Below are 21259 nucleotides of genomic sequence, written 5' to 3'. Positions count from 1 at the left end.
TCACCCACGGTTGTAGCCGGAGGGGGAAACGGGCGACATCGCCACGCGCTTTGGCCGGTGGCCACCGGCCAAAGCGCAAGTCGCTTCCATCGCACAAATCATGTCCGAGCAGATACAAGGGTGTCTCCACAACGGGGCTTTCAATGGTTGATCCCGAACACCCGGACTGGAAGGTCTCCGACCGCCTGCGCGCCAACGCCCGCGCTCTTCGGCGAAACTCCACCGATGCGGAACGCATCCTTTGGTCGGAGCTTCGCAATCGCCGACTGAACGGCATCAGCTTCCGCCGCCAGGTCCCGATCGAAAGCTTCATCGCCGATTTCGTCTGCCGCGCCGCGAAGCTGGTCGTCGAACTCGACGGCGGACAGCATTTTTCCGATCAAGGCGAGCGGGCCGATGCGGCGCGCTCCGCGGTGATCGAAGCACAGGGCTTCAAGGTCCTCCGCGTCAGCAATCTCGACATCATGACCAATCGCGCGGGCGTGCTCCAAACAATTGCCGCTGCCGTCGTGGAGCGAGCCACCCTGGCCCTTCCCCACAGGCGGGAGAGGGAACAAGAAAAGCAAACACCATGAAATTCACGCTCTCCTGGCTGAAGGAACATCTCGACACCGACGAGCCGCTGGAAAAGCTCGCCGACAAGCTCACCATGATCGGGCTCGAGGTCGAGAGCATCGAGGACAAGGCGAAGGCGCTTGCCCCCTTTACGATTGCGCGGGTGATCTCGGCCGAGCAGCATCCCAATGCCGATCGTCTGCGGGTCTGCATGGTCGATACCGGCAACGGCGCTGCACCGGTGCAGGTGGTCTGCGGCGCGCCGAATGCGCGGACCGGCCTGATCAGCGTGTTCTCGCCGCCTGGCACCTTCATTCCCGGCAAGAACATCACGCTCGGCGTCGGCACCATCCGAGGCGTCGAGAGCCGCGGCATGCTGTGCTCGGCGGCCGAGCTCGAGATTTCCGACGATCATGACGGCATCATCGAACTGCCGGCCGATGCGCCGGTCGGCCAGGGCTATGCCGAATGGGCCGGGCTCGGTGATCCCGTCATCGAGATCAACCTGACGCCGAACCGGCAGGATTGCACCGGCGTGCACGGGATCGCACGCGATCTCTCCGCCGCCGACATGGGCAAGTTCATCGACCCCGCGATCAAGCCGATCAAGGGCGAATTCCCCTCCCCCGTGACGGTAACGGTGGAGGACGCCTCGCTCTGCCCGGGCTTCGCGCTGCGGCTGGTGCGCGGCGTCAAGAACGGCCCATCGCCGGAATGGCTGCAGAAGCGCCTTGCCTCGATCGGCCTCAGGCCGATCAACGCGCTGGTCGATATCACCAACTTCATGACCTATGACCGCGCGCGCCCATTGCACGTGTTCGACGCGAAGAAGGTGAAGGGCAATCTGGTGGTGCGCCGCGCCCGCGAGGGCGAGACGCTGCTCGCGCTCGACGGCCGCACCTACACGCTCGAATCCTCGATGTGCGTGATCGCCGATGACGCCGGCGTCGAATCGCTTGCAGGCATCATGGGCGGCGAAGCCTCCGGCTGCGACGAGAACACCACCGATGTGCTGATCGAATCGGCGCTGTGGAACGAGATCAACATCGCCCAGACCGGACGCAAGCTCGGCATCAACTCAGATGCGCGCTATCGGTTCGAGCGCGGCGTCGATCCGGCCTTCATGGTGCCGGGCCTCGAGCTTGCGACCAAGATGGTGATGGACTTGTGCGGCGGCGCGCCGTCGGAAAACATCGTGGTCGGCAATCGCTTCGGCGACGACCGCGTGATCGATTTCCCGCTGACCGAGGTCAAGCGCCTCGCGGGAATCGAGGTGCCGCTGGTCGAGACGAAGCGCATCCTCAGCCATCTCGGCTTCATGGTCGCAGGCGCCGGACCGGTGGTGAAGATCGCGGTGCCGTCGTGGCGCACGGACGTGCATGGCAAGGCCGACATCGTCGAGGAGATCGTCCGCATCGTCGGCGTCGACAAGGTGCCGGAGACGCCGTTCGATCGCGGCGAGGAGCCGCGCAAACCGGTGCTGACCCCGATCCAGCTCCGCACCCGCCGCGCCAAGCGCGCGCTGGCTGCGCGCGGCATGGTGGAAGCCGTGACCTGGTCGTTCATCTCCAAGCCCGCGGCGGAATTGTTCGGCGGCGGACAGGCCGCGCTCGTGCTCGCCAACCCGATTGCATCCGATCTTTCGGACATGCGGCCGAGCCTGCTGCCCGGCCTCGTCGCGGCGGCGCAGGCGAACATCAACCGCGGCTATCCTGACGTTGCACTGTTCGAGGTCGGCCAGGTGTTCAAGGGCGACAGGCCGGAAGACCAGTTCGTCGCCGCCTCCGGCGTGCGTCATGGCTTCGCCTCGTCGGAAGGCGTCGGGCGCAGCTGGTCCGGCTCGGCCAGCGCTGATGCGTTCGACGCCAAGGCCGACGTGTTCGCCGTGCTGGCGGCGGCCGGCGCGCCGGTGCAGGCGCTGCAGATTGTGCCCGGCGGCCCGGCCTGGCTGCATCCCGGACGTTCCGGCACGATCCAGATCGGACCGCAGAACGTGCTCGGTCATTTCGGCGAGTTGCACCCGCGCGCGCTGGAGGCGCTTGGCGCCGATGGGCCAATGATGGCGTTCGAGGTGATCCTCGATCGCATCCCGGAGGCCAAGCGCAAGCCGACCCGCGCCAAGCCGGCGCTCGAACTCTCCGCGTTCCAGCCGGTGTCGCGCGATTTCGCCTTCATCGTCGATCGCAGCGTCAGGGCCGGCGATATCGTTCGCGCCGCGCTGGCCGCCGACAAGAAGCTGATCACCGAAGTCAGCGTGTTCGACGTCTATGAAGGCAAGGGCATGGAGGACGGCAAGAAGTCGATCGCGATCACGGTGACGATCCAGCCGCGCGAGAAGACGCTGACCGACCAGGAGATCGACGCGGTGGCGGGCAAGATCGTCGCTGATGTCACGAAGAAGACCGGCGGCGTTCTCCGGGGATGAGCCCGTCTGGTCTCCTCCCGTCCGAGGTCAGCCTCAACGTTGCGCTCGCAATCTGTGCCATCGCCTTCGTCTCGGGCACGGCGCGCGGCTTTTCCGGCTTCGGCTCGGCGCTGATCTTCATGCCGCTGGCGAGCAGCATTGCGGCGCCGCGCCTGGTGGCGGTGCTGCTCCTGATCATCGATTTCGTTGCCGCCATGCCGCTGGTTCCGAATGCCTGGAAGCACGCAGAGCGCCAGGCCACCGCGATCATGGTGCTCGGTGCGCTCGTCGGCGTGCCGATCGGCACGTATTTTCTCAGCGTGCTCGATCCCGTGACCACGCGCTGGATCATTTCCGGCTTCGTCGCCGCGCTGATGGCACTGCTGCTGTCGGGCTGGCGCTACCGCGGCAAGGACCACGCAGCGCTTTCAATCGGCATCGGCGGCCTGTCCGGCTTTTGCAGCGGGCTGGCGCAGACCGGCGGTCCGCCGATCGTGGGCTATTGGCTCGGCCGCCCAATCCCTTCCATCATCGCGCGCGCCAACATCGTGCTGTTCTTCGGCGCCTCGGATTTCTTCTCCGTCGCCAGCTATCTCTTCACCGGCCTGATCACCGCCGATTCCCTCAAGTTCTCGCTGGTCGTCGGTCCGGTCTACGCCGTCGGCGTCTGGTTCGGCGCCTCCCTGTTCGGCAAGGCCAGCGACAAGACCTTCCGTACTATCTGCTACGCCCTGATCGCCGCGGCGGTCATCGTTGGCCTGCCCATCCTCGACGGCGTGCTGCGCGGCAGCTAGATTCACGCGGGAACGTCACCTCCGTCGTCATTCCGGGGCGCGCCGGAATGGCGCGTGCGTGCCGGCACGGATTTCCTCAATCCAACCAACGTGATTTGGCCCGTCCAGCCTTGCCGCAAAAAACATTCCGCTTCCGCCGTCGGGCAAATCAGCACTATGACTCGGCGCGTCTCACCCGAAAGAGGGGCGGCTCGCGATCGTCACGAACGTTGCGGTGAGATGCGGTGGACGTGAAGCGTGTGACTGACGAGCACGCGCGTTACGGACGGCGAAGTCGTGTGGTTCTGGCGCCCCGACGCTGGCGCTAAGTTTTTTGCGCAAAGTTTGCGCGAGAGATGACGGTGGCAAGAAAGCCCGGTCACCGAGAAGAGCACGAAGTAAGCCGTAAACCATCGCGCAGGGAAAGCCGGAGTTGCTTCGGTTGACCTGTGGTCCTACCCCCGTGCTTTTTGTTGCACGGGGCCCACGGGTGCAACCGGCACCCGGCTTTCCCTGCGCCCTCAGCTATCGAAGAGGGCGAAACGAGGCGCAAGACTCGGGCAATCAATGCCGCGAGAACGTGAACTCATATCCCCTCCACCGTCACGCCCCGCGCAGGCGGGGCATCCAGTACCCGACGGCCTCTCCGCGTAAGCACGACCGCCTCTGGAATACTGGATCGTCCGGTCAAGCCGGACGATGACCGCGGAGAAGCTGTTTGACAATTGAATCAGAACCTCTCCCCCCGTCATTGCGAGGCACGAAGCGCCGCGGCAATCCATTGCCTGCATAGGCGGAGAGGCGGCGCGATAGACGCGCCTTTGCCCCACCCTACGCCGCTAGCCGATCACCAGATCGCAATACGCATAACCATCGCGTTGCACCCGCTCGCCGACGGCAACGGCGAGCCGATGCGAGAACATCGGGCCGGCGACCACGCAGGTGTGAAACTCGCCGTTCTCGCCGCATGGATCGACGCCGTCAGGAAGATCGGCGAGAAGCTGCGCATCGAACCGGCGGCCGGCGAATTCCGCAGGCAGCCGCTTCAGGTCAACGGTCGCAAGATGAGCCTCCAGCCCGCTCGCGATCATGGCTTGCGCCAGCTCTGCCGTCGGCCGTTCCCACAGCGGGAAGATCGGCGTGATCCCGGTGCCCGCCAGCTTCTGCTCGCGGTAGGCGCGGATATCGGCGAGGAAGAGATCGCCAAAGATCATGTGGGTGATGCCGTCGGCGACAGCCCGCGCGACCGCTTCGCCCATGCGCGCCTCATAGATTTCGTTGGAACAGGGGTGCGGAATCGGCACGATCCGCTGCGTCAGTCCGACAGCCTCGCATTGCGCACGCAGAATCTGCTGGCGTACGCCGTGGATCGCGACGCGCTCAAGGGTCTCGGTGACCGTCGTCAGCGCGCCCACCACCTCGAACTCGCCAGCCTGCATCACTTCATGCAATGCGAACGCGCTGTCCTTACCGCTTGACCACGAGATCAGCGCCTTCGGCCGTGGCATCAGTCGAACAGCCCTCGCGGCTGGGCCGATTGCGCCGGTGGCGCGCGCCGGCGCTGCTTCTGGGGTGGCGGTGCCGCCGCCGGTGCCGCCGGCAACGCGCCGATCCGACGCAGCGCCCCTTCCGCGGCCCGCTCGCCGCTCTCCCAGGCGCCGTCGACCGTACCCCACAAGGTTTCGTGCGTGGCCTCGCCGGCGAAATACATGCAGCCGACCGGATCGATCAACGCTCGCCGAGCGGCCTGCCCGCCCGGCGCGGCTACCGACATCGCACCGAGTATATAGGGCGAAGCGTTCCAGCGCGTGGCGCTCGACTTCTTGATGCCGGCCACCGCATCGCTGCCGAACAGCTTCTTCAGCCATTCCGTCGCGAATGCCACCATCGCCTGTTCGCCCTGCTCCGAGAGATCGCGGCCGAACGAGCCCGCGACGTCGACCGTGCACAGGGATGCCCCGCCCACATTGGCGTAGAGCAGCGCGGTGCGCGTCGAGTTGCTCTGCTCGATCAGGACATCGTCGCGCGCAAGCCCAAACGGATTGCCCGGTATCTGCAGCGCGATGCGGTCATAACTGCCGAGGCTGAGCTTCGCGACGGCATCACCGATACGCTTGGGAAGATCGGAGTCGAATTTGAGTTTGCCCGCCGCAAGCACATTGGTCGAAACCGTGATGATGGCGGCGCGCGCCTGGACTTTGCCGGAGGGCGTGTCCACGACGACATCGCGGTTGCTCCAGGAGATGCGGTCGGCGGGCGTCGACAGCGCCACCGGCAACTGCTCGCCGAGCTTGGCAATCAACGTGCCGAGCCCCTGCCGGCAGGCGGTCGCGCTGGCGCGGTCCTGCGCACGTGCCTTGTCGACGACCGAGATCTCCTTGAGGTCCTTGCCGGTGAAGCTGGCGCCGAGCACGAACTCCGTCGTGCTGGCCCAATCGCCAAGCTCCTTCGGCAGCACCGAGGCGCAGGATACGTCGCTTCGCCGCGCGGCATCATCGATCGCGCGATTGGCGCGCACCAGCGCTGCCAGGAATTCCTCGGTCTCGCCGGGACGCGCATTGCGCCGGCCGATCCGGATCTTCTGGCCCGCCGGCGCCGGCATGACTTCGAGGCCCGTGGTGCGCGCGAGCCTGACAATCGGATTGGCCTCGGGATTGTGCGTCCAGCGCGCGCCGCGATCGAACGGCACCTCGAAGGTCGAACTGTCGGTCTGGCACCGGCCGCCGATCTGGCTCGCCGCTTCCAGCACGATCACCTTGCGGCCCGCCGCCAACACGCGCCGCGCCGCAGCAATACCGGCAGCGCCCGCGCCGATGACCACGATGTCGGCCTCGCGCACACGCGCGGGCGCGGCCGCACCGCGGCCGGCAAGCAACGGAGCTGCGGCAATGCCTGCGGACGCCGACAGGAAGTTGCGGCGGGTGATCCTCATATCATGGTTTCCGCAGGCTTGAAGCAAATGGGAACGGTTCGCGAACCTTGCCGCATCTCATGCGGCGCAGCAACCATTACGGTGAATCAATCATGATTGATCGGCTGCGTCGATGAACTAAATTGCAACGGCTCGCGACCATGATAAGGAACCAAAAAGCGGAAGGGCAAGCCGCGCGGGGGGAACACTATGGGCGTCATGCTCGACACGATCGGCAAGGTGATCGCGGGCTACCTGCAGAAGGAGATCCCGGGTTACGAGCCGTTCACGCCGAGCGATCCGGAGCATCTGCGCGGCGTGGTTCAGCCTGGCGATGTGCTGCTGGTCGAAGGCAACAACCGCATTTCCGGCATCATCAAATACCTCACGCAGTCAACCTGGTCGCATGCGGCACTCTATGTCGGTCCGGTCGACGGCGCCGGCGAACCCGACGGCGAGCCGCATGTGCTGATCGAGGCCAATATCGGCGAAGGCGTTACGTCCGCGCCGCTGTCGAAATATTTTCCCTATCACACCCGGCTCTGCCGCCCGGTCGGCCTGTCCTATGAGGACCGCGAGACGGTGTGCCGCTATGCCATCAACCGGATCGGCTTCGGCTACGACACCAAGAACATCGTTGACCTCGCACGCTACCTGTTCCCGATGCCGGTGCCGCAGCGCTGGCGGCGGCGGATGATTGCCTTCGGCTCCGGCGATCCCACCAAGATCATCTGCTCGGCGCTGATCGCGCAGGCCTTCGATGCCGTGCGCTATCCGATCCTGCCCAAGATCACACGCACCTCCAGCCGCAAGGCGCGGCGCGAGATCCTGCACATCCGTGATTCCTCGCTCTACATGCCGCGCGACTTCGACATCTCGCCCTATTTCGAAGTCGTCAAACCCACCATCGTGCACGGCTTCGACTACACCGCCCTGCACTGGGCCGACAAGCAGAAGCCGCTCGAGGAGGTGGCGGGCGAATTCAGTGTGTTTCAGAAAAAATCGCCGCCGCTTGTTCCTGAAGCGATTGACCAGGAGACGCCGCTTCCGGTTTCGCCTGAAGATACGGAAATGAAGGCGCCGGAGCTCGCGGCCTGATTGCGCTAGAAGCGCGCAGCCAGCGTCAGGCGGACCGCGAGCGGCTCAGCCGGGTGGATGTGGCGATCGGCGACGCCATCGATCGGTTCGCCTGGCAGGCGCGATAAATAGTAGTATTCGATCTGGTTGGTGTTGGCGTTGAAGAGATTGAACACGTCGAGCTGCACCCGCATGCCACTGTCGAACTGATAGCCGGCGCGGGCGTTGAAGATCAGCGACGATTGCGAGCGCACGCTGTCATCCTCGATCAGCGGGCGCGGCCCGAAATAACGCGCGGTCAGGGCGCCGAACCAGCCGGTCTCATGGCCGAAGGCCACGGCGCTGCTGGCAACCCAGGCCGGCGCGCCCGGGATGAAATTGCCCACGGGGTCGAAATCGGTGAAGCGGGCGCGGGTATAGGCGAGATCGAAATCGACCCGCATCCACGGCACGGGCCTGTACTGGTTGGTCCACTCGATACCGACGCGCCGGCTCGGACGGCTCGCCTCGGTAGTGCCGGCATCGCCGACGAACAGGAGCTCGGAATCGAAATCGAGCACGAACACCGCAAGCGAACTGGTCAGGCCCTCAATCGCCTTGGTTCGGATTCCGACCTCGGCGCCCTTGGAGCGGACCAGCAGCGGCACGCGATCGAGCGGCGTCACCTTGTCGGTGGGATCGACGGTGATCGTGGCGCCACGGATGTCGTTCGAATGCAATCCGTAGCCGGCGTTGCCGTAGAACTCGGTCTTGTACCACGGGCCCAGCACGATGCCGGCCTTGGGGCTCGTCATCGCGGCTTGCGCATTGCCGGAATTCTGCGGCGTGTCGCTGAAGACGTGGCCGGCGAAGAAATCCTCGCGGATGCCGACCGTTGTGCGCAGCCAGTCGGTCCAGCGCGCGGTGGTATCGGCCCACAGGCCGGCGCTGCCCTCCTGCACGCGATCGTTGCGCACCGTCGAGAGTGCCTCGCGCTGGAAGGTCCTGAACAGGCCGACTTCGATGTCGTCGCCACGGGTCTGCAGGCCGACGCGGGTCTGCGTCTCGATGCCGGCGACGCGCGCATCGAAAGCATGGCTGGCATGGAAGCCATAGATGGTGCGGCGATCGAGCTGACTGAACTGGTCGCCGTTAACAGGGTCGTCGAGAAAATAGGTGAAGTTGTTGAAGAGCTGCAGCGACGAACGGATCACGTAGGCATTCGCGCGGGTTTGCCCGTACTCACCCGATTGCGCCCAATTGCCGGACAGGCTGAAGCGGCTCGAGGTGCCGCCGTCGGTCGGATCGAGCGAGCCGAACCGGTTGATCAGGCCCTGGTCAATCGCGCGCTGCGCCACCTGGTCGGTCGAAGTCCAGCCGTTGGAATAAGCCATCGCCGACAGCGTGAAGCCATCGGTCGCGGTGCCCTGGCTGTAGCGCAACACGCCGTTCACCTTGCGCACATCGTCAGGCACGTCCCACGGGCCATCATATTTGTTGGCCTCGATCGCGCCGAGCAGCGTGCCCTCGCCGATCGCCGCGGAGCCTGCCGCCAGCCCACGCTGATAGCCGAAACTGCCGAAGGTCACCTGGGCAAGGTTCTTCGGCAGCCGGTTGACATAATCGATGCCGACGCTGCCGGCGGAGGAGAAATCGCCGGTGTCGGCATAGTATGGGCCCTTGCGGACGTTGACGGAGCTGATCAATTCCGGGATCAGGAAATTGATGTCGGCGTAGCCCTGGCCATGGCCATGGGTCGGCATGTTGACGGGCATGCCGTCGACGGTGATCGCTAGATCAGTGCCATGGTCGAGATTGAAACCGCGCAGGAAATACTGGTTGGCTTTGCCCTCGCCGGAGTGCTGGGTGACGATCAGGCCCGGCACCACTTCGAGCGCCTCGCCGACGCGCGACACCGGCAAGGCATTCACCTCCTCGCCGCTGATGCGTATCTCGCTTGCGGCAGTGGGCCGAAGATTGGCAGTATCCGAATCTCCCGGACCGGAGGCAACGCCGTTCGCCGCCGAAGCAGGCTGGCCGGATGGAGCGGCGTGAGGATTTCGGCCGGCCCGCAAGCGACGCGGCTGTTCGGCTTGCCTGGCCCGCTTCGGTGGCGTCATCTCCGGCGAGGTCACCGTGACGGATGGAAGCTGGTTTCCTATCCCGACCGCAGCAGTCTGTGCCTGCGCCGCCGACGTGAGAACAACAAGGGAGGCGGTGGAAAAAATCCACCCGACAAGTTTACGCAATGCCCATGCCCCCGCATGGCACCTGCTACAATTCGACAGGCAACCAGTTCGACTTCAACCCGGCCCGTCGAGGCTAGCAAGCTGAGTATGACGTTACAAGAATAATATCATACTGGCGACGCGCGAGACCAAACGGAAACTTCTGATGCAACGGATCACCATCACCATCGAGGACGACCTGCTCGGCGAGATCGATGCCGCGGCAAAAGCGCGCGGCTACCAGAACCGCTCGGAGATCATCCGCGATCTTGCCCGCGCGGGACTGCAGCAGAGCGCGGAGGACACGGCGGCTTCGGGCCAATGCGTGGCCGCATTGGTCTATGTCTATGACCACGCCGCGCGCGACCTGTCGAAGCGGCTGGTGCAGAACTTCCATGGTCACCACGATCTCTCGCTGGCGACGCTGCATGTCCATCTCGACGACGACAGTTGCATGGAGGTGACCGCGCTGAAAGGCGCCGCCGGCGATGTCCGCCATCTCGCCGACCACGTCATCGCCGAGCGCGGCGTGCGCTATGGCCGCGTCGTGATGATCCCGACCGCGCCGGGCAAGAAGCCGCGCAAGCACGGACACCGGCATGACTGAGGCGTAGCGCAATCCGGGATTTCGACCGGCGATACCTTCCCGGGTTACGCTACGCTTCACCCGGCCTACGATAGAGGGCACCCTTGCCGAGGCCACGAAGTATATCTACGTCTCGCGGGGGCTTTCTGGAGGTAAACCCACGATGATTGATGCCGCCGTCAAGGCGCTCACGCAAATCCTGTCTCCGCCGATGCGCTCGATCCTGTGGCGCTCGATCGGCGTGGCGCTGGTATTGGTGACTGTGCTCGCGATCGGATTGCAGCGGCTGTTGAGCTGGTTTGCCGAGTATGGCTCGGTCTGGGCCGAGGGCCTGCTCGGCCCCAACTTCCACTCCACGCTCAACGTGCTGTCCTGGATCGTCTCGATCGCCGCCGGCCTTGGCGTGGTGCTCGGCGGCATCTTCCTGATGCCCGCGATCACCTCGCTGGTGGCGAGCCTTTTCGTGGATGACGTCGCCGACCACGTCGAGCGCGAACATTATCCGGCCGAACAGCCCGGCGTCGCGCTGCCGTTCAACCTCGCCATGGCCGAGGGCGTCAAGACCGCGCTGCTGACGATCCTGGTCTATCTGATCGCGCTGCCTTTCGTGCTGTTCGCCGGCGCCGGCTTCCTGATCTTCTTCCTCGCCACCGCTTGGCTGTTGGGCCGCGAATATTTCGAGCTGGCGGCGATGCGGTTCCGGCCGCCCGCAGAAGCGAAAGCGATGCGCCGGGACAACGCCGCGACCGTGTTCACCGCCGGTCTGATCATCGCCGCCTTCGTGTCGATCCCGATCGTCAATCTGGCGACGCCGCTGTTCGGCATGGCCTTCATGGTCCACATGCACAAGCGCCTGTCGGGTCCGAGGCCGGAATTGCTCGAGTCGCGGCGGCAGGGAATATCAGTACGTTGATCGTGGTGGTCCGGCTGCCGACATTCCGCACTTGCGCATCAGCATCTTGGCAAAGCCGAACGGCTCCGGCGTAAACGGCCCAGGCGGTGCACGGGTGATCAGAGCGACGAAGAACAGCGCGGTCATCGCAAGCCAGAAGCACAGCCAGAAACCGTCGATATAGGCGAGCACATTAGCCTCGCGCTGCACCAGCGCCGCCAATGTTCCCACTGCGCGCGCCTGAGCGAGGCCGATGCCGTGCGCGGCGAATTGGTCGGCGAGTTGCTTGAGCATGCGCATGACATCGACATCGCCATTGGCGACGTGTTGTCCGATATAGTTGGAATGGATCTGCTCACGGACCCGCAGCCAGGTGCCCATCAGCGCCACACCGATCTCGGCGCCGCCAAGCCGCATGATCTGAATATAGGCGGCGAACGCCGTGGCGCGGCTCGGATCGGAATTGGACAGCGCCATGATGATGACCGGCAATAGCGTCAGCGACTGCCCGATCGACTGCAGGATGACGATGCCGATAAAGTCCTCCCGCGCCCACTCATCGGTCAATTGCGTAGCCCAGAGATTGGCGGCCGCGAACGCCGAGAATCCCAGGACGACCACGGTGCGCGGATCGAAATGCCTGAGCAGATAGATCGAGATCGGCACCAGCACGAACATCGGCAGCGCGCCGTAGGTCAGCAGCAGGACGCCGCTCTGCTCCGGCCGCATCAGCGCGATCGTGCTGAGGAAGTTCGGCACCAGCGATGAATTGGAAAGACTGGCGAGGGTGTAGAGCAGAATGACGACCAGCGATAACCCGATGTTGCGCGAGAACAGCACGTTCACATGCGCCCAGGGCTGCCGCACCATGGCCTCGTTGATCAGGAAGACGACGAACAGCGCGGCGCCGCCAAGCAGCAGCGCCATCACCGTGCCGGATTCGAGCCAGTCGAGCCGGTTGCCCTGGTCGAGACCGGCATAGATCATCGACACCGAGGTGCCGAGCAGCAGCATGCCGCCCCAATCCGCATCGCGAAGCAGATCCTTGTTGACGGCTTCATCGGGCGTGCCGAGATAGACCATCAGGCCCATCAGGGGCGCGATGACGACGCCCTGCCAGTACAGCCATTGCCAGCCGAGATGGTCGACATAGAAACCGACCAGCGAGGTCGAGGTGTCAAGCGCGAAGCCGACGCGGATCGAGTAGATCGAGATCGCCGGAATCCACCAGCGGATCGGCAAATTTCGGAACACGATCATCAGCGTCGCCGGCACGAAGGTGCCGAGCAGCAGGCCGTGTACGATGCTGAGCGCGAGCAGCGTCGGGTAATGGTCGACGAACGGAATGATCAGCGACACCCCGGCATAGACGAGACTTGGGATACCCAACACGCGGCGCAGGCCGAACACCGTCGCGAGCCAGGCGACCGCCGGCGCGATGAAGATCTGCGAACCGATACCGGCGGTGGAGAGCCAGGCGCCCTCGTCGAAACCGAGCGAGAAGGCGCCGCGCAGGTCCGGCAGGCCGACCGTGGTCAGCCGGCTGTCGAAATTGGCGAGGAACGAGCCCAGCAGCACCGCGGCCACCGCAAACAGCGGCTGTCGCGCGATGCCGCCCTGCGAGACCGGTCCGTGGCCGGCATCGTCATTATCTGCCATTGGTCTCCGCACCGCCGGTATTGATCCTGGTGACCACGGACATGCCGGGCAGCAGGCGTGACAGCAGCGGCTGGTTTTCGTCGAACTGGATGCGGACCGGGATGCGCTGCACGACTTTGGTGAAATTGCCGGTGGCATTGTCCGGCGGCAAGAGCGCGAATTGCGAGCCGCTGGCCGGCGCAATGCGCTCGACACGGCCACGAAGTTTCTCGCGCGGGAAGCTGTCGACGGTGATCTCGACCGGTTGGCCCGGACGCACCCGCGTGAGCTGGGTCTCCTTGTAATTGGCGATCACATAGACGTTCGGCAGCGGCACGACATTGATCAAATTGGTGCCGATATTGACGTAATCGCCCGGCTGCACCTGTCGCTCACCGACAACGCCGTCGAACGGCGCCACGATTTTGGTGTAGCCGAGCTTGAGCTTCGCGGCGGCGAGCTGCGCCTTGGCGGCATCGAGATCGGCGGCGCGTTGTTTCTTGGTACCCTGCAGCACCTCGAGCTGATGGCGCTGCGCGGCGATCACGGCGCGGCTCGCGCGTACATCGGCCTGCGCTTTTGCATAGGCCGCCGTCGCCTGCTCGAGCCGTTGCCGCGTGCCCGCGTCGGTCTGCGACAACGATTGCTGGCGCTCCTGTTCCTGACGTGCCTCGACCTCCAACGCCGCCGCGGAGACTTGCGCGGCCTCGGCCTGCGCAATCGTCGCGTATTGCAGTTCGACCTGGTTGTTCAGATTGTCGAGCGCGGCCTGCGCGGCGGCAACACCGGCTTCCGCCTGTGCGACCTGGGCCTGGTAATCGGCGGGATCGATCTGCACCAGGAGGTCGCCGGCCTTGACGTGCTGGAAATCCTTCACTGCCACTGTCAACACCTCGCCGGCAACACGGCTGCTCAGCCGCGTCAGCTCGGCGCGGACATAGGCGTCGTTGGTGGTCTGGATCGTGGCGGCGCCCACCCATTCGTCCCAGCGCAATGTGGCGAGCGCAATAAAGGCGAAGGCGGCGAGCACGGCGAATACCGGAATCGCCAGCCGCCCCCAGGTGCTCGAAGGTGCAACCGACGGCTTGGGTGGCGGAGCCGTGGGGGCCGGAGCCGGCGACGGCGCAATCCTGTTCAGGGGCGCCGGGGCGATTTGGTTCTGCTCACTCAAGGTACATTCCCCAGGTCGTTCTGCCACGGAACTGCCGAGACAGTTGCCGGTGGAAAGAACCGATCATCGCTCAGACCGTCTTTTCCGGCCAGCGGCAAAGATCGTTGATCAGGCATACCTCGCAGCGCGGTTTCCGTGCGAGGCAGGTGTAACGCCCGTGCAGGATAAGCCAGTGATGCGCATGCAGCATGAACTCGGCCGGAATCACTTTCTCCAGTCCGAGCTCAACCTCGAGCGGCGTCTTGCCGGGCGCAAGCCCGGTGCGATTGGCGACGCGGAACACATGGGTATCGACTGCCAAGGTGTGTTCGCCATAGGCCATGTTGAGCACGACGTTCGCGGTCTTGCGGCCGGCACCGGGCAGCGACTCGATCTCGGCGCGGGTGCGCGGCACCTGGCCGCCGAATTCCGAGATCAGCTTCTCCGATAGCGCGATGACATTCTTTGCCTTGGTGCGATAAAGGCCGATGGTCCTGATATAGTCGCGCAGCTTCTCCTCGCCGAGCGCGAGCATCTTCTGCGGCGTGTCGGCGACGGCAAACAGCGCACGCGTCGCCTTGTTGACGCCGGCGTCGGTCGCCTGCGCCGACAGCACGACGGCAACCAGCAATGTGTACGGGTTGAGATGCTCGAGCTCCCCCTTCGGCTCCGGATTGGCCTTGCGGAATCGCTCGAATGCGTCGCGCACTTCGGCCGGGGTCCAGGGCTTCGGCGCTTTAAGGGATCTCTTTGTCGCGCGCGCAGGCGGCCTGGCCACCGGCTTCTTTGCCGGCTTTTTCGGCGCGGATCGAACACTGGGTTTCCTGGCGCGTTGAGCGCGGATGATTTTGGCCATGATCGGCATATACTGGTAGGCCATGACCGCAAGCAATGACTTTGACCCGACGCTTGAGCCGGAGCTGTTTTCCGCGCTGTTGACGCCGCACCGTTCGCTGAGCCGCACCGGCTTCATCGTGCTGATGAGCATCGTCAGCGTGGTCAGCTTTGCTGCCGGCGCCGTGTTCTGGTGGCTGGGCGCCTGGCCCGTGTTCGGCTTCTTCGGCCTGGACGTGTTGGTCATCTACTGGGCCTTCCGCGTCAATTTCCGCACGGCCCTGGCGTGCGAGGAGATCACGGTGACGCCGTCGGAATTAAGGGTGCGCCGGGTCAGCCATCGCGGCCATGTCGCGGAATGGGTGCTCAATCCCCTGTGGGTGCAGTTCGAGCAGCAGGTCGATGCCGAGTTCGGCATCGAGCGGCTCTATCTGGTTTCCCGGGGACGCCGCGTCGATATCGGCAGTTTCCTGGGTCCGGACGAAAAAGCCAGCTTTGCCAAAGCTTTAGTGGCAGCGCTGAACGCCGCCAAGCGCGGGCCGACCTATAATCCGATTCACTGAGGTTTATCGGAAAACGGGTGGTTGAGCAGCCGCATGTCTCCTAAATCAGCCCCCATGATGACACTCGCCATCCATGACCAGCGCCTTGCCAAGCCGGGCCTCCAGAGCGCCGCGCTGCGCGACTACGATTCGGTGCGGCGCGCGATCGCCTTCATCTCGGAGCGCTGGCGTGCGCAGCCGACGATCGAGGCGGTGGCGGATGCCGCCGGCGTGACGCCTGACGAGTTGCACCATCTGTTCCGGCGCTGGGCCGGGCTGACGCCGAAAGCGTTCATGCAGGCGCTCACCCTCGACCACGCCAAGAACCTGCTGCGCGACTCCGCGAGCGTGCTCGATGCCGCGCTCGATTCGGGACTCTCGGGCCCGGGCCGCTTGCACGATCTCTTCGTCACCCATGAGGCGATGTCGCCGGGCGAATGGAAGATTGGCGGCGCCGGCATGACGCTGCACTACGGCTTCCACCCCTCGCCATTCGGAACCGCGATCGTGATCGCCACCGCCCGCGGTCTGGCCGGCCTCGCATTTGCCGATCCCGGCGACGAAGCGGCGGCATTTGCCGACCTGCGCCGGCGCTGGCCGAACGCGACCTATGTGGAGGACACCGAAGGCACGGCGCCGATTGCACAGCGCGTCTTCGACACGAAACTGTGGCGGCCGGACCAGCCGCTGCGCGTGGTCCTGATCGGCACCGATTTCGAGGTGCGGGTGTGGGAAACGCTGCTGAAGATCCCGATGGGACGCGCGGTGTCCTATTCCGACATCGCCTGCAAGATCAACAGCCCGAAGGCCTCGCGCGCCGTCGGCGCCGCGGTCGGCCGCAACCCGGTCTCATTCGTGGTGCCCTGCCATCGCGCGCTCGGCAAGAGCGGCGCGCTCACCGGCTATCATTGGGGCATCACCCGCAAGCAGGCCATGCTCGGCTGGGAAGCCGGGCGGCTCGGGTTGCAGTAAAGAAGGATTTCGTAGGGTGTATGATGGGTAGAGCGCAGCGAAACCCATCATCGACGTTGCCGCCGCTTCCGGTGCGCGATGGGTTTCGCTGCGCTCTACCCATCATACGACGCTCTGTTTATGGCTGAGTAATCGCCGCAATCAGTGATCCAGCCGCTTCCAGAACACCGCGGTGTCGCACAGTCGGCCGTCGGGAAACAGCGCGTAGTTCGGGATGATCCCGCTCTCGGTCCAGCCCGCGCGCTTGTAGAGGCGATAACCGTTTTCACCCGGCACAGTGTCAAGCACGAGCAGCCAGCGGCCGCGTCTGGTCGCTTCGGCTTCGACCTGCGCCATCAGCGCTGCGCCGATGCCGCACCCGCGCGCGGAACGGTGAACCAGCATTTTCTTCACATCGGCGCGGTGCGGCTGGTTGGGCGGCGTGTCGAGACCCAACTGGACCGTGCCGACGATCTTGCCATCGCGCTTTGCCGCGAGCAGCACGGCGTCGCCTGACGCGACCGCATCAGCAACCTTACGAAAGTACGCAAGCCCTTCGGCTTGCGAGAACGGTGCCATGAAGCTGACGCTCGCGCCGCCGTCGACACAATCGACGAGAACCGATGCGAGTTGATCGAGGGCTGCGTCCGGTATGGGCGCGTCGAGAACGAAGATCTCGACACCGCCGCTCACGCCGCGAGATCGAGTTTCGAGGCGACGGTGGAATCGGCGTTGAGTCGGTAGACGATCGGTGCGCCGGTCGCGAGCTCGCGCTTCAGGATCTGCTCGGGTGACAGCTTCTCCAGCACCATGATCAGCGCGCGCAGCGAATTGCCGTGGGCGGCGACCAGCGTGCGCTCGCCGCGCAGCACACAGGGCAGGATCTCCTGCACATAATAGGGCAGCGCGCGCGCCAGCGTATCCTTCAGGCTTTCGCCGCCCGGCGGAGATACGTCATAGGAGCGGCGCCAGATCAGGACCTGCTCCTCGCCCCACTTCTTACGCGCGTCGTCCTTGTTGAGACCGGAGAGATCGCCGTAGTCGCGTTCATTGAGCGCGAGGTTTTTCAAAGTCTTCAATCCGGTCTGGCCGATTTCGGCGAGCGCCAGATCGAGCGTATGCTGCGCCCGTTTCAACACCGACGTGAAGGCGATGTCGAAGGACAGCCCCTGTGCCTTCAGCTTGCGGCCCGCCTCTTTGGCTTCGGCAATGCCCTGTTCGGTGAGATCGGGATCTTTCCATCCGGTGAAGAGATTCTTCAGATTCCATTCACTCTGGCCATGGCGCACCAGCACGAGAAGACGATCGTTCATTCCAAATTCCGTTCTTGTTTGCGCACGATCATTTCGGAAAACCGGTTCCCACTTTCCGGATCATGCACTAGAGGTGGGAGAGGCCTAGCACATCCATCATGGAGTATAGCCCGGGCTTCTTGCCATGCGCCCATAGCGCGGCTTTCAGCGCGCCATGCGCGAATATCATGCGATCCTCGGCAAGGTGCGACAGTGTGATCCGCTCATGCGGGCCGGCGAAGATCACGCTGTGGTCACCGGTCACGGTGCCCCCGCGCAGCGACGCAAAGCCGATATCACCGGTGCGGCGCGCGCCAGTGTGACCATCACGGCCGCGCGCCGAGTGCTTGTCGAGCGCAATGCCGCGGCCGGCCGCGGCGGCCTCGCCGAGCAGAAGGGCGGTGCCGGAGGGCGCGTCGACCTTGGCCTTGTGGTGCATCTCGACGATCTCGATGTCGAATGCATTGTCGAGCGACTTCGCGACCTGCTTGACGAGGGCGGCCAAGAGATTGACTCCAAGGCTCATGTTGCCGGACTTCACCACGACGGCGCGGTTGGTGACGCTTCGGATGACAGCATCATCTGAGGCTGACAGCCCGGTGGTGCCGATGACATGGACGAGGCCACGCTCGACCGCGATGGCGACATTGGCGATGGTCGCCGCCGGCACGGTGAAATCCAGGATGCCGTCGGCATTGGCCGAGAGCGACCAAAGGTCAGCCGACAATTTGACGCCGTTGGCCGGCAGACCCGCGAGCACCCCGGCATCCTCGCCGAGGAGCTCGGAGCCGGGCGCTTCCAGCGCACCGGTCAGAACGGCGCCCGGCGTCTCCGAGATGGCACGCGTCAGGGCGCGGCCCATCCGGCCGCCAGCCCCTGCAACGATCAAGCGCATATCGGCCATGGCTTTTCCTCTCCACGCCCTATAGCTGGCGCGGGCCATTCCGGCAACCGAGTCGTCTTGGCGAGATGTTCCGGGAGCCGAAGGAGAGCCGGGGAAACAAGGCGGGCAGAAGGATAGGCCCTTGCCGAGACGGGATCGCTCAGCCGGCATCCCAAGCAGCTATAGCGTTAGTTCCAATTGCTTTTCCAAGAGGACCCGGCCATCGCGTTCGACGGTGTAGGTCGCCTTGTAGGTGCCATGGTCCCAGCCGTTTGGCGGGCGCTTCTTGCCTGCAAACAACATGTACTGCGCCTTGTTGCTCTGGAGCGGTGCGGCTCGATTGTCGGCAAGAACTTTTCCTTGCGGGTCCTTGATCACGAGCCCCTGAGCGTCTCCCGCCTTCAGCCCGATGGCGCGGACAAAGACAACCAGAGCCGGGGAGTCGGCGGATACGGGCTGCCCGTCCACACGCGCCTCCTCAATGAGTTCCATGGTCGGCGGCCCGCTCGTGAATCCGGAGTTCAGGACCGCCCGTTCCTGATAGGCAAGCGGGACGCGGAGCGCGGGCTGCCAAAGAGATTCTCCGCCGCCACATGAGCCGGGAGCGGCCCCATAGGCGAAGGGATCCACGACGGCCCCTTTGTACCTGACGGTGAAATGCAGGTGAGGATATTCGGTGAGACCGGAGAGACCGATGCGGCCAAGCCGTTGCCCGCGGGCGACGTCGTCGCCGGGCTTCACCGCCAGGCTGCCATTCGCCATATGGCAGTATTGGGTTTCCCAGCCGCCGGGATGTTCGATGAGGACGCCGTTGCCGCATTCGACGTCGCGCACGGCCTCGCGCGCTGTCTTGCTGAACGCACCATCGGGCACACCGTAGCGCATGCGAAGAACGCGGCCGCTTGCGGAAGCGAGCACGTCTACGCCGGACCTTTGCGCCGCGAGTGAGGGTATGCGGAAGTCTGTTCCGTTGTGTCCATCGTATGTGAGCGTGCCGCATTTGTAGTCGCGGCTCGACTCCGCAGGATCGTCATCAACATAGTTCTGGATATAGCAGGTCCGGCCTATCTCGCAGGCGACCGGCATTCCCAGCTCTATATTCTCCGCGCGGGCGGAGCAGGCAAAGCCGATTGCCGCCACCATCGCTGAGACGGACCGTATGAATCCCTGAGATATGATGAACGGCCTAGGCATCATCTGGCGGAAGCTTATCAACTATCCAGCGCAGGATCATTTCCTTTCGGCTGACATTCCGACAAAGCGTGGCTCGCCGCCTTCTCACGCCTGCCCGCACCGAAAGGAGATTGTGTGAGATGGTAGAGCAAAAAGAACTCGGACTGTCGGTTAATTCCCAATTTCAGCATGATGCGCTTGGTATAGGTTCTGACGGTTGCTTCGGTCGACTTGCCCGCCCCCGTCGGTCCGATCACGGCGACCATCTCTGCAGGCCGACACTCGAATGTCACGCCGGCCAGGATCGCTCGATCGGCCGCGCCGGTCCGGAATGTCACCCGCTCGACCTTGATCCTTCCCGACGGAGAGGGAAGCAGGGTCTTTCTCTTTTGTGTAAGGACCGGAATTGCGGCCGCCTGGACCTGCTTCCATGCTTCATGGGCGGAGGTCAGCCCGCGCCACGCCGAGATCAAGCCTTCCATCGGCTGCAGCGTCCGGGCGATCAGGATCGAACTCGCGATCAAGCTGCCGGAGAGCACCTCGTTCTGCAGCACGAGCCAGGCGCCGCAGCCGATCGCAGCGATCTGCAGGATCGTTCTTACCATCCGCGCGATTGCGGCGATGGTGTGGACCCGTTCGCTGGCGCGGACCACCGGCGACAGCGCCTCGTCACTCAGATCCATGAACTCGCGGATGGCGCCGCGGGTCCAGCCCATGGCCCGCACCAGGTCGGAATGCCGGATGATCCCGTCGAGGGCCGACTGCGTCGCCTGTGCCGCCTGCGTCGCCTGCCCGATTTCCTGCGCGCAATCCGGTGGCTTATGGCGCCCAGCACGAGCAGGATCGCGGTTCCGATCAGCGCTATCACGCCGTACCAGGGATGCAGGAAGAAGAGAATGAGGACGAAGCCTGGGAGGAACGGCGCGTCGATCAAGGATCCGACCGGGCCGCCCGACAAGAAACTGCGGAGTTCGCGGATCTTTACGAGCGCGTTCGTCCTGCCGTCGTTCCGCGCGGCGGCTCCCATGATCGTGCCTTCAAGGACGATCGGGGCGAGATGGCGTTCGAACTGAACGGCAAAGCGACTGAGCAGGCGATTGCGCAGGATCTCGAATGCGGCGCTGAAGATGAGTGCGGTTGCGGCAATGAGGCTGAGGCCAACCAGGGTCTCGACGCTGCCGCTGCTGAGCACCCGGTCGAACACTTCGATCGAGTAGAAGGGCACGACGAGCAGCAGCATATTGATCGATACGCTGAAGGCGACGATCCAGACAAAAGTAGCCCGTCCCGGAATCGATCCGAGCAACGATCGTTGGCCAGACGCTGGAATCTCACGATGGCAGCGCGAATACATGAACGGCCGAAATATCACTAAGAACTCTACACTTCAG

The 21259-nt window shown here is 64.4% G+C and carries 20 protein-coding genes; 8 read left to right on the top strand and 12 right to left on the bottom strand.

Annotated features, from left to right (window positions below; genetic code table 11):
• Positions 1-143: 143 nt before the first annotated feature.
• The 3 genes from I6F35_RS25200 to I6F35_RS25190 are packed head-to-tail and all read left to right on the top strand — an operon-like array spanning position 144 to position 3753.
• Positions 144-575 carry a DUF559 domain-containing protein gene (locus tag I6F35_RS25200; RefSeq protein ID WP_225120348.1) on the top strand — a complete coding sequence of 144 codons (432 nt, stop codon included), beginning with the start codon at positions 144-146 and terminating at the stop codon, positions 573-575.
• Entirely contained in the window at positions 572-2980 is a 2409-nt protein-coding gene (gene pheT, locus I6F35_RS25195) for a phenylalanine--tRNA ligase subunit beta (RefSeq protein WP_225120347.1), read from the top strand. Before I6F35_RS25200 ends, pheT begins: the two co-directional genes overlap by 4 nt.
• Positions 2977-3753, top strand: coding sequence for a sulfite exporter TauE/SafE family protein (locus I6F35_RS25190; RefSeq protein ID WP_225120346.1), 777 nt, complete (start codon positions 2977-2979; stop codon positions 3751-3753). The genes pheT and I6F35_RS25190 overlap by 4 nt, the downstream gene beginning before the upstream one ends.
• Before the next feature lie 818 nt (positions 3754-4571).
• On the opposite strand, the gene I6F35_RS25185 is transcribed toward I6F35_RS25190, so the two are convergent.
• Entirely contained in the window at positions 4572-5240 is a 669-nt protein-coding gene (locus I6F35_RS25185) for an adenine nucleotide alpha hydrolase (protein WP_225120345.1), read from the bottom strand.
• Entirely contained in the window at positions 5240-6664 is a 1425-nt protein-coding gene (locus tag I6F35_RS25180) for an NAD(P)/FAD-dependent oxidoreductase (RefSeq protein WP_225120344.1), read from the bottom strand. The genes I6F35_RS25185 and I6F35_RS25180 overlap by 1 nt, the downstream gene beginning before the upstream one ends.
• A 189-nt stretch (positions 6665-6853) precedes the next feature.
• On the opposite strand from I6F35_RS25180, the gene I6F35_RS25175 reads away from it, so the two are divergent.
• Positions 6854-7741, top strand: a complete 888-nt coding sequence (locus I6F35_RS25175; protein WP_225120343.1) for a YiiX/YebB-like N1pC/P60 family cysteine hydrolase — start codon at positions 6854-6856, stop codon at positions 7739-7741.
• 5 nt (positions 7742-7746) lie between these two features.
• Here I6F35_RS25175 and I6F35_RS25170 read toward each other — a convergent pair whose 3' ends face one another.
• Entirely contained in the window at positions 7747-9819 is a 2073-nt protein-coding gene (locus I6F35_RS25170; RefSeq protein WP_225120355.1) for a TonB-dependent receptor, read from the bottom strand.
• Positions 9820-10093: 274 nt separating this feature from the next.
• On the opposite strand from I6F35_RS25170, the gene nikR reads away from it, so the two are divergent.
• Together nikR and I6F35_RS25160 are read left to right on the top strand one after the other, a co-directional pair.
• Entirely contained in the window at positions 10094-10534 is a 441-nt protein-coding gene (gene nikR, locus I6F35_RS25165) for a nickel-responsive transcriptional regulator NikR (protein WP_225120342.1), read from the top strand.
• 142 nt (positions 10535-10676) lie between these two features.
• Complete coding sequence (locus I6F35_RS25160; RefSeq protein ID WP_225120341.1) at positions 10677-11426, top strand: sulfate transporter family protein; 750 nt, start codon at positions 10677-10679, stop codon at positions 11424-11426.
• On the opposite strand, the gene I6F35_RS25155 is transcribed toward I6F35_RS25160, so the two are convergent.
• From I6F35_RS25155 to nth, 3 genes are all read right to left on the bottom strand, one after another.
• On the bottom strand, positions 11415-13064 hold the full coding sequence (locus tag I6F35_RS25155; protein ID WP_225120340.1) for an MFS transporter: 1650 nt from the start codon (positions 13062-13064) through the stop codon (positions 11415-11417). The genes I6F35_RS25160 and I6F35_RS25155 overlap by 12 nt on opposite strands.
• On the bottom strand, positions 13054-14214 hold the full coding sequence (locus I6F35_RS25150; protein ID WP_225120339.1) for an HlyD family secretion protein: 1161 nt from the start codon (positions 14212-14214) through the stop codon (positions 13054-13056). Before I6F35_RS25150 ends, I6F35_RS25155 begins: the two co-directional genes overlap by 11 nt.
• Before the next feature lie 70 nt (positions 14215-14284).
• Positions 14285-15049, bottom strand: coding sequence for an endonuclease III (nth, locus tag I6F35_RS25145; protein ID WP_225120354.1), 765 nt, complete (start codon positions 15047-15049; stop codon positions 14285-14287).
• A gap of 22 nt (positions 15050-15071) precedes the next feature.
• Between nth and I6F35_RS25140 the strand changes: the two genes are divergently transcribed.
• Together I6F35_RS25140 and I6F35_RS25135 are read left to right on the top strand one after the other, a co-directional pair.
• Positions 15072-15590 (top strand): DUF2244 domain-containing protein, encoded by a 519-nt coding sequence (locus I6F35_RS25140; protein WP_225120338.1) that lies wholly within the window; start codon positions 15072-15074, stop codon positions 15588-15590.
• A gap of 54 nt (positions 15591-15644) precedes the next feature.
• Entirely contained in the window at positions 15645-16541 is an 897-nt protein-coding gene (locus tag I6F35_RS25135) for a bifunctional helix-turn-helix domain-containing protein/methylated-DNA--[protein]-cysteine S-methyltransferase (protein ID WP_225120337.1), read from the top strand.
• Positions 16542-16682: 141 nt separating this feature from the next.
• Here the strand turns inward: I6F35_RS25135 and I6F35_RS25130 are convergent, their stop codons facing one another.
• The 6 genes from I6F35_RS25130 to I6F35_RS25105 form a co-directional block, all read right to left on the bottom strand.
• Positions 16683-17213, bottom strand: a complete 531-nt coding sequence (locus I6F35_RS25130; protein WP_225120336.1) for a GNAT family N-acetyltransferase — start codon at positions 17211-17213, stop codon at positions 16683-16685.
• Positions 17210-17833, bottom strand: a complete 624-nt coding sequence (locus I6F35_RS25125) for a 2,3-bisphosphoglycerate-dependent phosphoglycerate mutase (protein ID WP_225120335.1) — start codon at positions 17831-17833, stop codon at positions 17210-17212. Before I6F35_RS25125 ends, I6F35_RS25130 begins: the two co-directional genes overlap by 4 nt.
• Before the next feature lie 67 nt (positions 17834-17900).
• Positions 17901-18716 carry a 4-hydroxy-tetrahydrodipicolinate reductase gene (gene dapB, locus I6F35_RS25120; RefSeq protein ID WP_225120334.1) on the bottom strand — a complete coding sequence of 272 codons (816 nt, stop codon included), beginning with the start codon at positions 18714-18716 and terminating at the stop codon, positions 17901-17903.
• Positions 18717-18875: 159 nt separating this feature from the next.
• On the bottom strand, positions 18876-19838 hold the full coding sequence (locus I6F35_RS25115; RefSeq protein WP_225120333.1) for a M23 family metallopeptidase: 963 nt from the start codon (positions 19836-19838) through the stop codon (positions 18876-18878).
• Between the two features lie 68 nt (positions 19839-19906).
• Positions 19907-20584, bottom strand: coding sequence for a hypothetical protein (locus tag I6F35_RS25110; protein WP_225120332.1), 678 nt, complete (start codon positions 20582-20584; stop codon positions 19907-19909).
• Complete coding sequence (locus I6F35_RS25105; protein WP_225120331.1) at positions 20542-21174, bottom strand: hypothetical protein; 633 nt, start codon at positions 21172-21174, stop codon at positions 20542-20544. The genes I6F35_RS25110 and I6F35_RS25105 overlap by 43 nt, the downstream gene beginning before the upstream one ends.
• Positions 21175-21259 lie beyond the last annotated feature (85 nt).

Source organism: Bradyrhizobium sp. BRP22 (assembly GCF_020194175.1).
Lineage (GTDB): Bacteria > Pseudomonadota > Alphaproteobacteria > Rhizobiales > Xanthobacteraceae > Bradyrhizobium.
The sequence above is the reverse complement of the archived record's forward strand: the minus strand, read 5'-3'. Positions and strand labels throughout refer to the sequence as shown.